This window comes from Kiloniella sp. (genome assembly GCF_048270245.1).
Taxonomy (GTDB): Bacteria; Pseudomonadota; Alphaproteobacteria; order Kiloniellales; family Kiloniellaceae; genus Kiloniella.
The window spans coordinates 696854-709602 of sequence record NZ_JBLWTH010000001.1 but is presented as its reverse complement, the minus strand read 5'-3'; the positions used below and the strand labels follow the sequence as shown (position 1 = coordinate 709602).

The window sequence follows — 12749 nt, the reverse complement described above, 5'->3', positions numbered from 1 at the left end:
TTTGTCAGAAGCTGGCATCAATCAAACGTACTTAACTGAGATTACAAAGACTCAGAATTTACAGGTACTTGAGCGAGGATTAACCCTGACCTTCGATAAAGGTTTTGTATCCGGCTTCGTCCATCAACTCTTCAAGCTGTGATGCATCTGTAATTTTGGCTTTATAGAACCAGCCCTCACCCATTGGGTCAGAGTTCACTAGGCTTGGCTCATCAGCCAAAGCTTCGTTACCAGCAATAACTTCGCCATCACAGATAGCGTAAACTTCACTGGCAGCTTTCACAGATTCTACAACAGCTGCTTCATCACCTTTTTCTAGGTCTTTGCCTTCGTCTGGAACTTCAACGAACACAACATCACCAAGCTGTTCTTGAGCAAATTCTGTGATTCCAACAGTGCCGACATCACCGTCGATTAGAATCCATTCGTGGTCTTCACTGAATTTAAGTTCGCTCATAATCCTGATCCTCTAATAAATTGTTTTTATTTCAGAGCGTCGAAATTGGGACGTTACTCTGCATTCTCGCGGATGTTATCCACTATTTTTATTTCCCGAACGTTTCGATTTTTCGAAACTATCCTCGGAAATAACTCTTTTGTTCAAACGGCATTTTCACAACTTTACACGGCATTTCCTTGCCACGTACCAGTGCGTTCAATGCTGTTTCTGGTGTTTTGTAATCAGATGCCACATAAGCAATCGCTATAGGCCCCCCAACAGACGGACCAAAACCACCGCTGGTTACCTTACCAACGACGTCACCTTCAGTATTGGCGATTTCAACGCCGGGACGCAAAGGTGCACGTCCTTCGGGGAGGATTCCAACCAAGCGTCTTGGGGCACCATCAGCAATCTGTTTCAGAATGATGTCATCACCCGGAAAGCCACCTTCAGCGCGGCGGCGTTTTTGAATAGCCCACAACAGGCCAGCTTCGATTGGCGTTGTTGTTGTATCGATATCATTTCCATACAGGCAAAGACCTGCTTCCATACGCAAAGAATCGCGCGCACCCAATCCAGAAACTTCGACTTCGGGTTCATCTAGAAGGCGACGAACGATTGCCACGGCCTTATCCGCCGGAATAGCAATTTCATAACCATCTTCACCCGTATAACCTGAACGGCTAACTTGGCAGCTAACACCATCGATTTCCAACGTCATGAAGGTCATGAACTTCATATCAGCACAACGGGCATCAAAACGCGCCAGTACATCAACGGATTTCGGCCCCTGCAAGGCAATCAGCGCGTTGTCATACTCAACTTCGACCGTAACTTGATCGCCAATTTTGGATTTAATGTGTGCGATATCAGCATCTTTACAAGCTGCATTGATAACCAAGCTCAGTCCACCAGGAACCTTTGTTATCATCAAGTCGTCAAGAATACCGCCTTCATCGTTGGTGAAAAAGCTATACCGGATAGAATTTTCGGACAAATTTTCCAGATCAGCAGGAAGAAGGCTTTCAAGCGCAGGAATTGCATTCTCACCCATGAGGCGCACAATACCCATATGGGATACATCGAAAATCGCTGCAGACGCACGTGTATGTTTATGCTCTGTCATAATCCCCGCCGGATACTGAACAGGCATGGAATACCCTGCGAAAGGAACCATTTTGGCACCAAGTTCTACATGCAGATCATAAAGAGGTGTTTTTTTAAGGTCTTCCGACATAACCAAGCTCCAGAGCACAAAAGGTAAAACACAACAGCTAACAGCCGTTGCATCCCCCTCTGTCTTAGAACCTGAGAGATTCACAAAAAATGTTTCGCATTTTTTGCTTACTCCGTCGGTGTTTCGCGGTACGCAAAACTTTCCAGAGTTGCCTGCCTCTTGCGGTCCATGTGCCTGAGAGTTTCCGGGGCGGTTGCTCCTTCGGCGCTGTCCGTATTGTTTCGCTTAAGAAACTCTACGACAATCTCTCCCGCGAGAGGTATTTCAGCAATAGTCGGATTGTCTCACAACAACCTAACTTAGCTAGAGATTTACCCTCTTCTGAAAAAAAGTCAACCGCAGACGACACAAATTCCAGTGAACACGACAAATATCGAACAAATACAACCACTTATTTCCTAAAGGAAATTTTTCCACCAACAGATTCCCATAATCAGGCACAAGGGTGACAGCCCTCAGTTGCCGTCGTATTAATGACCTGGGTAACAATTACCCGGCGTTATGAAGAAAGCTCTATATCGCGATTAGTCCGAGAACTTTTTGTAGAGCCGATTATATTTTTGTACGGTTATAATAAAGCTCACTACGTGTAAGCTCGAAACCGATGAAAATAATATAATCATCACCTGTTTTACCATTACGTAATGGTATCGTCGGGAAAATATTGTCCACCAAAGCAACTGACGTTCTGTTGCCTTCAAATGGGGCAACAAGATCAAAAGATTCACGGCTCAAAATTTTGCGATCATGTGTCGCGACGGCGACAAAATAATTGAATTTTGCCGCGCCATCACTAGCTGGTCCCTGTGTCAATTCAAACCGAACAACGACCTGATTACTCAAGTTATTCGTTTCTTCATCAATAACACAGACATTCGCAAAATTATTGATCGAAGCTTCAAATGTCACGTCAGTTAAATCACGTCCCTGCCCTTGGAAGCGCGTCATTTCTTCGGCTTCTTTAAGCACAATAATTTCAGGACATGCAGGGGGGGCTTTTTCCGGCTCAATCAAACCGCACCCGGAAAGAACAAGGCCAGAAAGAATAAGGCCAGAAAGAACAGGGGATGGAAAAACAACTGCGCCTGACCGAAAAGAAATGCGCGATAATACTTTAGAGAACAGGCGACCCATAAAATGTTCTATCCCTTAATCTGACAAGGATTAAAATAACTTAAGTTAGCCAACCCACGATATCATAGTTCAGCCACAGATGAATATCTTTCATACGATTATTCCTAAATACAAAGATACCAAGGCAGAAGCAAGCACCCGATGTTTAAGATCGCATTGATTAGCCCTTTTCTCGGCATCCGCACTGTATTAGTTTCGCGGTTATTATATAGATGAGCTATTCTCATCAAAAGCTTTACGGACGGATGATATGAACAAAAACGATCTCACGATACTACTTGCCAGCCCGCGGGGCTTTTGCGCCGGTGTTGATCGTGCCATTGAGATTGTGGAACGCGCCCTCGTCAAGCACGGCGCACCCGTTTATGTTCGGCATGAAATTGTTCACAACAGATACGTTGTAGAATCTCTTGAACAAAAAGGTGCGGTTTTTGTTCAAGAACTGGATCAAGTTCCCGAAGGACTTCCTGTTATTTTCTCGGCCCACGGCGTACCTAAATCTGTACCCGCCGCAGCTCAAGCTCGTGAGCTGTTATATTTTGACGCCACCTGCCCTTTGGTAAGCAAAGTCCATAGAGAAGCTGAACGTCACGAAAAAGACGGCCGTCAGGTTATTCTCATTGGACACGCTGGACATCCAGAAGTGATTGGAACAATGGGACAGCTAAGCGATGGGTCTATTGTTCTTGTTGAAACAGAAGAAGATGCTGAGAATTTAACTGTCGAAGATCCAGATAATCTTGCATTTGTCACTCAGACAACTTTATCCGTGGATGATACAGCCTCCATTGTCAGAATATTGATGCGTCGGTTTCCGAATATGCTGGAACCCAAAAAAGAAGATATCTGTTATGCCACAACCAATAGGCAAGAAGCCGTTAAAGCAATCGCGACAAGATGCGATGCTCTTCTGGTCATCGGTGCCCCCAATTCATCAAATTCAAAACGCTTAGTGGAAGTTGCTTACAAACAAGGCTGTGAAAAAGCAGCATTGGTACAACGGGCGACAGACATCAAATGGGATGCCCTTGATGGAGTAAAAACACTGGGCATAACAGCCGGGGCATCCGCCCCTGAAATTCTGGTAGAAGAAGTAATTGATGCATTCAAAGACCATTACAATGTATCAATCGAAGAGATCAATATCCGGGACGAAAACGTTATTTTTAAAGTGCCCAAAACCCTGCTAGATACACCAGCGACAAAAGATATTCGTTGAACATCAATAGCTTGATCTAATCTAGATATTATTTTTCCAAGACACCAATTTTCATTGAGACAAGAATGGCCGTTTACACAGAAGTTCCAAATGACGAAGTTGAAAGCTTCCTCACCGAATATGACATCGGTGATGTCCTGTCCCTCAAAGGAATTGCGGAAGGCGTAGAGAACTCAAACTACATTCTTCACACGACCACGGGCCATTATATTCTGACGCTTTATGAAAAACGGGTAGAAAAAGCTGACCTCCCCTTTTTTCTGGGATATATGCAACACTTGGCGAACAATGGCATTTCATGCCCCGTACCCGTCGCAGGTAAAGATGGGAACAATCTGAGAGAACTCTGCGGACGCCCAGCAGCTATAACCACTTTCCTTGACGGTATGTGGCCAAGGCGTATCCAGCCCTTTCATTGCCGAGCATTGGGTAAAACCATGGCAGAGATGCATCTCGCAGGACAGGATTTCGCTATCCAAAGGCCAAATGCTCTATCAGTCAAAGGTTGGAAAGAAGTACTGGACGCTTGTGAGGGCAAAAGTGACCAGGTTAAAGCAAGCCTGACAGGCATCCTAAACAAAGAATACGAATTTTTAGAAAGACATTGGCCAACAAACCTGCCCAAAGGGGTTATTCACGCAGACATGTTTCAAGATAATGTCTTCTTTATTCATGAAAGACTTTCAGGAGTTATTGACTTCTACTTCGCCTGCAATGACATCTTGGCCTATGAACTCGCGATCTGCCTCAATGCTTGGTGTTTTGAACAGGATAATTCCTTTAACATTACAAAAGCACAGCTCATGCTAAGAGCCTACCAAGAAGTTCGCACTCTAGAGGATGATGAACTGAATGCCCTGCCCTTACTTGCCCGTGGCGCATCCCTTCGATTTTTACTGACACGGCTCTATGACTGGGTCAATCATCCCGAAGGCGCTTTTGTGAAACCAAAAGACCCTATTGAATATTTAAACAAGTTGAAATTTCACCAATCCGTTAAAAGCATTTCTGATTATGGAATAACCCTATGAGCCAAAGAACACCTGTAGAAATATTCACTGATGGGGCTTGTTCAGGTAATCCGGGTCCAGGTGGTTGGGGCGCCTTGTTAAGGTATAAAGACACAGAAAAAGAACTGTGTGGTGGTGACGCAGAAACCACGAATAACCGTATGGAGCTTCAAGGTGCGATATCAGCGCTGAACGCCCTTAAAAAACCATCCTATATTGTTTTGACAACTGACAGCGTGTACGTAAAAGACGGCATTACAAAGTGGATTTTTAACTGGCAAAAGAACGGCTGGAAAACGGCAAATAAAAAGCCGGTCAAAAACGCAGAACTATGGCAAAACTTAGTTGAAGCGCTAAAACCTCACGACGTTGAGTGGCGTTGGGTGAAAGGTCATGCTGGACACCCTGAAAATGAGCGTGCGGATGAACTCGCACGTAAAGGCATGGCCGAATTCAAATAGGGCCATGCCTTTATTTAACGCGAGGAAAGAAAACTTAATCTAGTTCTCTAGAAGCTTTAGCAAAGCTTGCGGATTTTTGTTGGCTTGGGCTTGCATCGCTAATTCGGCTTCATTAAGCACTTTGGACGTAACCAAACTGGTTGCTTGTGCAGCAACATCTGCATCAGCAATCGCAGAATTAGCAGCAGATACGTTCTCAATTTGGCTGGCTATATTTTCGCCAGCAACTTCAAAACGTGAGACTGTTGCTCCAATTTCTGCTCGGGCAGTGCTTACTTGATTGATCGCACTATCAATTGCCCCAATTGCTGTCGTCGCATTCGCTGCGCTATCTACAGTTAAGCTCGATATACCTAGGGCTGCCCCCGTAACATCGACACCATCAAGAGAAATTGTATCCCCGACATCTGTTCCAACAAGAAAATCAGAACTATCTGTGTTATCGAGAAGCCCTCGACCATTAAAAGTGGTCTGATTTGCTATTCCAGAGACTTCGTCTCTAATCTGAACAAACTCTGCATTTATCGCCTGAAGACTGGCAGGATCTTGTGTCCCACCCAAAGCTTGTGCTGCAAGTTCTTTCATTCGCATCAAGCCATCAGAAATTCTGGCAAGTCCTCCATCTGCAATTTGCCCGATACTTGCGCCTTGCGCAGCAGTGGCTGCATTTTGATTGAGAACAACCGTGTCTGATTGCAAAACAGTTGAAATAGCCAAAGAAGCTGCCGCATCGGAAGCCCTCGGAATATTAGAACCACTTGCTAATTTATTGATACTATTTTGCTGCAAACGTGAATTTTGCAGTGACGTCGCATTAATCGACGCGCCATTAACGGTAGGCATTTGACCGTCTCCAATACTTAGAGAGTGTTACGCGCATACCTGCGCAGTGCACCATTACTAGTGGTCTTATTTTGAGCCTGATAAGGAAAAAAATCAATAACTTACGTATCCAAAGCACCTTATATTTCGATAAAATTTTAGACAGTTTTTATGCTCCCTGTAAAAAATCCAATTTTTCAGCAACTTGCTTGATCACAACAACCAAAGCTCTCCATCTATTTTTTTCCTTATTCGCATAAATCCTCAGAGTCGGCACGCGTCATATATCAGCGCAAAGTTGAAAAAATCACAAAAAGAAGCATTAAAATACATTTTGAGGTATGATGCCAAATACACTTTTAACAGAGTCGATATACCTTTGAATATAATTCAAAAAAAATCCCTCCCGTTAATATCACTGCTACTAATGGTCATTGTTGTAACAACGAGAACATCAAATCCCAGCCAAGCTGAAGGATTAGCCGTAGATATGGAACTCATATTGGCTGTCGATTGTTCTTACAGTGTCAGCCAAGCGGAGTATCTATTACAGATGAACGGGCTCTGGCACGTGCCCTTCGTTCATCCGCAGTGAATACGGCCATACAATCTGGACATTACAAAAGAATATCTATTGCGTTAATTCAATGGTCAGGCACAAATAATCAGATTGTTTCAATTCCCTGGACGGTTATAGGCTCCCCCATTTCTGTAGACAATCTAGCCCTGCGGGTGAGTAAACTCCCCAGACACGTTTCCCTTGGGCCAACATCGATCTCAGCGGTAATTGCCAAGTCACTTCATATGTTCAACAACACCCGTTATAGATCCCACAGAAAGGTGCTGGATATATCTGGCGATGGACGGAATAACGATGGTGTGCCCGCCCATTTTCTGCGCGATGTTGCCATCAAAAAAGGAGTAACCGTTAATGGCCTTGCCATCATCAATGAAACGCCGACCCTACATCACTACTTTCGAAATGCTGTGATCGGTGGACAGGGAAGCTTTGTTATAAAAGCCAATTCTTACGAGGCCTATGAATATGCCATTCAAAAGAAACTTGTCCGGGAAATAGCTCCCCTGCCCATTGTTCAGAATACTTTTTAGAGATCTTCAAGCAGAACTTCTGCCGCTGATGCTTCATAAGCGCCGGCATCTTCAACATGGAGCGATGCCACGACACCATCCTTGATCAGCATAGAAAATCTGGCTGCGCGTTGGCCAAGACCAACCCCTGACGCATCGATAGTCAACCCAACACCCTCGGCTAGTTCGCCCAATCCATCAGCCAACATCATGATATCTCCCTCTGGATCAAGCAAATCCCCCCAAGCCTTCATCACAAAAGGATCATTCACTGACATACAGGCGATAATATCGACACCTTTATCACGTAATTTTTGTGCGTTTTCTTTATAGCTTGGAAAATGTTGTTCCTGACAAGTCGGTGTAAACGCCCCCGGAACCGCGAAAAAAGCAACCGTTTTACCCGCGCAAAATTCAGCAAAATCAATTTTATCAATACCCTCGGCATTCTTATTCCAAACGGAAGCAGAGGGAACTTTGTCTCCAACTGAAATCGTCATCTTATTTCCAATCAATATGTTAAATTTATTTATTCGATGCTTGTTCAAAAGCACCTAAAACTTCATCTATGGTCAACAACTCGGATAACACTATCCCTTCTGGTGCACCGGGACCATAAATAATATTAAATGGAATACCATAGCGGTTATAGCTTTCTAAATATGCGGTAATCACATCATTTGGCAGAGTCCAGTCAGCTTGCATTGCCATAACATTTTCCTTTAATAATAAGGACTGGATTTCATCCTGTTCCAAAACAAGCTTCTTGTTTACCTGACAGGTAATACACCAGTCAGCTGTGACATCAACAAAGACCACCTTACCGTTACCGACTTCTGAAGCTATCTGTTCCTGAGCAAAGGGTATCCAGTAATCCGAAACAGATACCTTATCGGCAGAGACAGAAAATTTGTAGGGAACTGCCAAGGCAAGAATAGCAAACAAAGAAACAGCAAAAAAACGCTTTCCAATTGCGAGCGACTTAACCGCTAAAACAGCCATGCCAAGAACTAAAAATCCTGTAACAAGGACTGTTGCCAGCCAACCAACCTGAACAAAGAGAACGGATAGAAGCCACGCAACTGTTCCCAGCAAAAGTATTCCAAGGACACCTTTCAACCAAATCATCCAAGTTCCCGGCTTAGGTAGAAAAGTGGCAAGCCTTGGTTTTGCAGCAACGATCAAATAAGGCAATGACATACCAATTCCGAGGAAGGTAAAAATCGCAAAGATTTCCCAGGTTCCCCGTGCCAAAGCAAAACCAACTGCAGTCCCAAGGAATGGTGCGGAACAAGGTGTAGCCAGAAGCGTGGCGAACATTCCTTTTAGAAAATCGCCACTAGCCCCCTGCTTTTCACTTACACTCACAGCACGGTTCATCACCCCACCCGGAGCCAGGAACTCAAACCAGCCAAAAAGATTTGCTGCAAACAAGGAAACAATCCCGCTCATCGCAATGAGAAATAAGGGTTGTTGAAACTGTATCCCCCATCCCACTGAAAAACCCGTAACCTTCAACAATGATGCCGCCGCAGCCAATATCCAGAAGGAGGTCAGAATACCCAAACTTGTTGCAACAAAGCTCTTGCGAATGCCCTGTTGATCAGTCTTTTCATGCTTGATCACTGACATCAACTTTAAAGAAAGCACTGGCAGGACACAGGGCATTAAGTTGAGAATGAACCCACCCAATAACGCTATCCCAAGAAATGGCAAAAATTCCATAATCCCAATACTTGTCCCTGCTGGAATTTCTTTATATCTGGAAACGGTTTTAAGTTCTGCGCCCTTAGTCCCCTCAACAAGAGACAAGGTGATTTGTTTACCTTCTAAAACGCCCTTGGTTTCCTTCCCAATCGAAACCGGAATGATGAATTCAGCTTTGCGGCCACCATCAAAGATAACAACGTCAGGTGCAGAGAACGAAAAACCGGGAGGTCCCTCGACAATTACATCAGGGTTTCGAAATTCGTGGTTCTTCGCAGTCGCATAGACCTTGAGAATAAGGTCTTCATTTTCGCCTTCGAGAAAACTGTCCGTAATGCCAAAATTAGTTTCAGTTCCAAGTCCCGGAACTTGTTGAATATAAGTATCGATGATACCAGCTTCCAAAGAAGGAAACGCGTCTCCCGCCGGAATACGGATAGCCACTTCGGCATCAAAGGGAATACAAATTTCCTTACAAAGCAAATAACTCGCTGTCCCTCGCAAGGCTACATCCCGCGTCGGATCTTCCGCCTGAACTTCAAACGGAAAGACAACCTCTTTGCTATAGCCAAATGTCTGTAAACCAAAGAGCGTAAAACGATGGGGAACCGGCCAGTAAAACTGCCAAGACTTCAAATTATCGCTTGCGGCCAAATCAAGAGAAACAGGAAAGCCAGCATCACCAGGTGAACGCCAATAGGTCTTCCAGCCTTCTTTTAGTTCAAACTGAAGCCCAAGCATCATCTTGCCAGCATCGCCGAGGGTTTCTTGTCCCGTCACCAGACGAACTCGCGAGAACTCTTCATCAACCCAAGGGGATGAAGAACCAAGGGCCGTATAAGGCAAAGAAAACAATCCAAAGAAAACAAGAACCATTCCCTGCAGGGCACGATACAGATTGCAGTTTATCTTTTGCTGTAAAAAACGCATATATTCCTAGTTTCTGACCTTAGCCAGCACCACCAAAGCGATGCTGTAATTTTTGCTTTAGACTTACTCTTTTCTAAATATTAAGATGTAAACCTATATAGTATAAACGAATTGTGACGATGTGACGGAATGCCTCGGCTTATAATCACCATAAGACCTTGAAGCAACGCAATGATCAACATCTCAATATCTGCTCAGGAGGGATGAAATATCAATGACAAGCTTTCAGAGTAACGGTTATTTGACCGGAAAGTTACTGATAGCCATGCCACAGATGACAGATTCACGCTTTGTAAAATCGGTCATTTATATTTGTGCTCATAATGAAGATGGCGCCATGGGACTTGTGTTGAACCAAATCATCGAAAGCTTCTCTTTTATCGATCTATTGGAACAATTGGAAATACCACCAACAGAAGTATCATCCCAGATCAAGGTACATTTTGGCGGCCCTGTAGAATCTGGCCGCGGTTTTGTTCTGCATAGTAATGATTACAAACAGGACGGAACAATGCTGGTTGCAGAAACAGTCTCTATGACAGCAACGGTTGATATTCTAAGCGACCTCGCCAACGACAGAGGCCCAGAAAAAAGCCTGCTTGCTCTGGGGTATGCCGGATGGGGTCCTGGTCAACTAAATGAAGAATTGCACCAAAATGGCTGGTTGGTCGCAGATCAGGATGATGAAATACTCTTCGGATCAAATTTGATGGATAAATGGAATCTTGCCATGTCCAAAATTGGAATAGATCCCGCCTTACTGTCTGGTGAAGCCGGACACGCCTAAATTAATCGTCTACTGATTAAGCTTTGACCTCGGCAACAGGGGGCAGATTAATCCACCCACGGCGAGAAAGGCGCGGGTCATTTTGTAAGAGAGCAAAGGTTATATGATCCTGCCACATCGCATTGATCTTCAAATACCCCCGGGCTTTCCCCTCTTCCTGAAAACCTACCTTTTTTAGTACTGACTGGCTGGGACCGTTATGTTCCAGACAGGCCGCTTCCAAACGGTGCAAGCCCAATTCATCAAATGCATAATCGATCAGGGCAGATAAGATCTCTGTCATATAGCCCTTACCTGCATGTACTTCGCCCATCCAATAGCCGATCGTCCCCATATAAGCCGCACCGCGGCGTATATTCCCCAAGGTGATCCCGCCAAGCATTGTGTGGTTATCCCGAGAAAAGGCATAAAAAGTATAACCAGCATCATTACGCCAATCGAATTTATATGCCCTAAGCTTGTCACGAAACGACGATCGCGTCAGGTTATCACTACCCCAAGCAGGTTCCCATGGGGACAAAAAATCGCGGCTTTCCCGGCGTAGGTTGGACCATTCTTTCCAATCCCCAGACTGGGGGGCACGCAGGTAAATTCGCTCGTTCATCAAGCGTAATTTCCGCATATCCCAATGGCTCATCCCACTTAAAAACATTAAGCAACAAACCTCTTTTGCAGCTGTTCTTTGCTTTCCAGATTACCAAGAGGTCCCATCGCAGTAAGCGTCATAGGGCTTTTCAAAAGCTGTTTCGCAAAACCCTGAACCATTTCCACATCAACGGCATCAATCTTCGCAACCGTTTCCTCAACAGAGATAACCCGATCAAAAATCAAAAGTTGCTGAGCAAGTTGTTCACAGCGGACTCCAGTGCTTTCCCGCCCCATCAGAATAGAAGCTTTTAACTGCGTTCTTGCTCTGACAATTTCTTCCTCGGTAACGGTTGAGGAAAGATCCATCAGCATATCCGAAACAACAGGCACAAGTTCATCTATCTCTTTCTCGCCGGTCCCAGCATAGATGCCAAAAAGACCATTATCCATAAAGCTGGATGCAAAAGAATAGATCGTATAAACAAGCCCCCGCTTTTCGCGAATTTCCTGAAATAGTCGTGACGACATCCCCCCGCCAAATAAGGTAGAGAGAACGTTAGCAGCGTAATAATCTTCGCTCGCAAACTCAGCACCTTTAAACCCAAGGAGCAGGTGAACTTGTTCCAGATCTCTGTCCTCCCTGAATTCCCCCCCGGTATATTCAGACTGCGGTAAGGGAGCCAGATTAACTTTGTCCAGGCTACAGAAGTGCTCTTCGGCAAGCTTAACAAAGGCCTGATGATCCACATTACCAGATGCACAAACCACCATAGTATCACTACCGTAGTTACGAGATAGGTAGCTACGAAGATCCTCAGCACTTAACCGACTGACAATCTCTCCTCGTCCAAGAACCGGGCGTCCAAGTGCTTGTGCAGCAAAGGCCGTTTCCTGAAAATGGTCAAAGACGATATCATCTGGTGTATCATTTGCTTGGCCAATTTCCTGCAAGACGACATGACGCTCTTTTTTGAGTTCACTTTCATCAAACAGAGGCTTCTGCAAAATATCAGCAACCGTATCCAGTGCGAGAGGAACGTCATCTTTAAGCACTTTTGCATAGAAGGCCGTATTTTCCCGCGATGTATAGGCATTCAATTGCCCACCTACGGCTTCGATCTCTTCTGCAATATCAAATGACGTTCGTTTTTCTGTCCCCTTGAACACCATGTGCTCAAGCAAGTGTGCGACACCATTTACATTAGCGCCTTCATGTCGGGCACCAACACCAATCCAAGCCCCTAAAGAGACGGATTCTACTGCGTTCTGTTGATCTGTGGCAACGCGCAGTCCATTTGACAGTGTCGAAATTTCAATTGTCAT

At 44.8% G+C, this 12749-nt stretch carries 13 protein-coding genes and 1 riboswitch; of the genes, 5 read left to right on the top strand and 8 right to left on the bottom strand.

Going from position 1 to position 12749, the window contains the following annotated elements; genetic code table 11:
• Positions 1–79 precede the first annotated feature (79 nt).
• The 3 genes from gcvH to ACN0W5_RS03335 form a co-directional block, all read right to left on the bottom strand.
• The gene (gene gcvH, locus ACN0W5_RS03345; protein WP_299374852.1) at positions 80–457 is read right to left on the bottom strand and encodes a glycine cleavage system protein GcvH; all 378 of its coding nucleotides are present in this window, start codon (positions 455–457) and stop codon (positions 80–82) included.
• Positions 458–575: 118 nt separating this feature from the next.
• Positions 576–1679: a glycine cleavage system aminomethyltransferase GcvT gene (gene gcvT / locus ACN0W5_RS03340; RefSeq protein WP_417452821.1), complete on the bottom strand. Its 1104-nt coding sequence runs from the start codon at positions 1677–1679 to the stop codon at positions 576–578.
• Between the two features lie 152 nt (positions 1680–1831).
• A riboswitch (glycine riboswitch) is annotated at positions 1832–1942 on the bottom strand.
• A 289-nt stretch (positions 1943–2231) separates the two neighbouring features.
• Positions 2232–2813: a hypothetical protein gene (locus ACN0W5_RS03335; protein WP_417452820.1), complete on the bottom strand. Its 582-nt coding sequence runs from the start codon at positions 2811–2813 to the stop codon at positions 2232–2234.
• 250 nt (positions 2814–3063) lie between these two features.
• Between ACN0W5_RS03335 and ispH the strand changes: the two genes are divergently transcribed.
• The 3 genes from ispH to rnhA all read left to right on the top strand — a co-directional run bounded on the left by ispH (position 3064) and on the right by rnhA (position 5503).
• Complete coding sequence (gene ispH, locus ACN0W5_RS03330) at positions 3064–4032, top strand: 4-hydroxy-3-methylbut-2-enyl diphosphate reductase (RefSeq protein WP_417428133.1); 969 nt, start codon at positions 3064–3066, stop codon at positions 4030–4032.
• Between the two features lie 65 nt (positions 4033–4097).
• Positions 4098–5063: a homoserine kinase gene (locus ACN0W5_RS03325; RefSeq protein ID WP_417452819.1), complete on the top strand. Its 966-nt coding sequence runs from the start codon at positions 4098–4100 to the stop codon at positions 5061–5063.
• Positions 5060–5503: a ribonuclease HI gene (rnhA, locus tag ACN0W5_RS03320; protein ID WP_417452818.1), complete on the top strand. Its 444-nt coding sequence runs from the start codon at positions 5060–5062 to the stop codon at positions 5501–5503. Before ACN0W5_RS03325 ends, rnhA begins: the two co-directional genes overlap by 4 nt.
• A gap of 39 nt (positions 5504–5542) precedes the next feature.
• On the opposite strand, the gene ACN0W5_RS03315 is transcribed toward rnhA, so the two are convergent.
• Entirely contained in the window at positions 5543–6346 is an 804-nt protein-coding gene (locus ACN0W5_RS03315) for a flagellin (protein ID WP_417452817.1), read from the bottom strand.
• 492 nt (positions 6347–6838) lie between these two features.
• Here ACN0W5_RS03315 and ACN0W5_RS03310 point away from each other — a divergent pair, with 492 nt between their 5' ends.
• The gene (locus ACN0W5_RS03310; RefSeq protein ID WP_417452816.1) at positions 6839–7435 is read left to right on the top strand and encodes a DUF1194 domain-containing protein; all 597 of its coding nucleotides are present in this window, start codon (positions 6839–6841) and stop codon (positions 7433–7435) included.
• On the opposite strand, the gene ACN0W5_RS03305 is transcribed toward ACN0W5_RS03310, so the two are convergent.
• The gene (locus ACN0W5_RS03305; RefSeq protein WP_299374875.1) at positions 7432–7914 is read right to left on the bottom strand and encodes a peroxiredoxin; all 483 of its coding nucleotides are present in this window, start codon (positions 7912–7914) and stop codon (positions 7432–7434) included. The genes ACN0W5_RS03310 and ACN0W5_RS03305 overlap by 4 nt on opposite strands.
• Positions 7915–7939: 25 nt before the next feature.
• On the bottom strand, positions 7940–10051 hold the full coding sequence (locus ACN0W5_RS03300) for a protein-disulfide reductase DsbD family protein (RefSeq protein ID WP_417452815.1): 2112 nt from the start codon (positions 10049–10051) through the stop codon (positions 7940–7942).
• 214 nt (positions 10052–10265) lie between these two features.
• Between ACN0W5_RS03300 and ACN0W5_RS03295 the strand changes: the two genes are divergently transcribed.
• Positions 10266–10838: a YqgE/AlgH family protein gene (locus tag ACN0W5_RS03295; protein ID WP_417452814.1), complete on the top strand. Its 573-nt coding sequence runs from the start codon at positions 10266–10268 to the stop codon at positions 10836–10838.
• 16 nt (positions 10839–10854) lie between these two features.
• On the opposite strand, the gene ACN0W5_RS03290 is transcribed toward ACN0W5_RS03295, so the two are convergent.
• Both ACN0W5_RS03290 and ACN0W5_RS03285 read right to left on the bottom strand, forming a co-directional pair.
• The gene (locus tag ACN0W5_RS03290; protein ID WP_417452813.1) at positions 10855–11490 is read right to left on the bottom strand and encodes a GNAT family N-acetyltransferase; all 636 of its coding nucleotides are present in this window, start codon (positions 11488–11490) and stop codon (positions 10855–10857) included.
• A complete protein-coding gene (locus ACN0W5_RS03285; RefSeq protein ID WP_417452812.1) occupies positions 11490–12749 on the bottom strand; it encodes a M16 family metallopeptidase in 1260 nt (419 codons plus the stop codon). The genes ACN0W5_RS03290 and ACN0W5_RS03285 overlap by 1 nt, the downstream gene beginning before the upstream one ends.

Bases quoted from the DNA above. Each gene is read 5' to 3' on its own strand.
- gcvH (WP_299374852.1), bottom strand. From the start codon at position 457: ATGAGCGAACTTAAATTCAGTGAAGACCACGAATGGATTCTAATCGAC.
- gcvT (WP_417452821.1), bottom strand. From the start codon at position 1,679: ATGTCGGAAGACCTTAAAAAAACACCTCTTTATGATCTGCATGTAGAA.
- ACN0W5_RS03335 (WP_417452820.1), bottom strand. From the start codon at position 2,813: ATGGGTCGCCTGTTCTCTAAAGTATTATCGCGCATTTCTTTTCGGTCA.
- ispH (WP_417428133.1), top strand. From the start codon at position 3,064: ATGAACAAAAACGATCTCACGATACTACTTGCCAGCCCGCGGGGCTTT.
- ACN0W5_RS03325 (WP_417452819.1), top strand. From the start codon at position 4,098: ATGGCCGTTTACACAGAAGTTCCAAATGACGAAGTTGAAAGCTTCCTC.
- rnhA (WP_417452818.1), top strand. From the start codon at position 5,060: ATGAGCCAAAGAACACCTGTAGAAATATTCACTGATGGGGCTTGTTCA.
- ACN0W5_RS03315 (WP_417452817.1), bottom strand. From the start codon at position 6,346: ATGCCTACCGTTAATGGCGCGTCGATTAATGCGACGTCACTGCAAAAT.
- ACN0W5_RS03305 (WP_299374875.1), bottom strand. From the start codon at position 7,914: ATGACGATTTCAGTTGGAGACAAAGTTCCCTCTGCTTCCGTTTGGAAT.
- ACN0W5_RS03300 (WP_417452815.1), bottom strand. From the start codon at position 10,051: ATGCGTTTTTTACAGCAAAAGATAAACTGCAATCTGTATCGTGCCCTG.
- ACN0W5_RS03295 (WP_417452814.1), top strand. From the start codon at position 10,266: ATGACAAGCTTTCAGAGTAACGGTTATTTGACCGGAAAGTTACTGATA.
- ACN0W5_RS03290 (WP_417452813.1), bottom strand. From the start codon at position 11,490: ATGTTTTTAAGTGGGATGAGCCATTGGGATATGCGGAAATTACGCTTG.
- ACN0W5_RS03285 (WP_417452812.1), bottom strand. From the start codon at position 12,749: ATGACAATTGAAATTTCGACACTGTCAAATGGACTGCGCGTTGCCACA.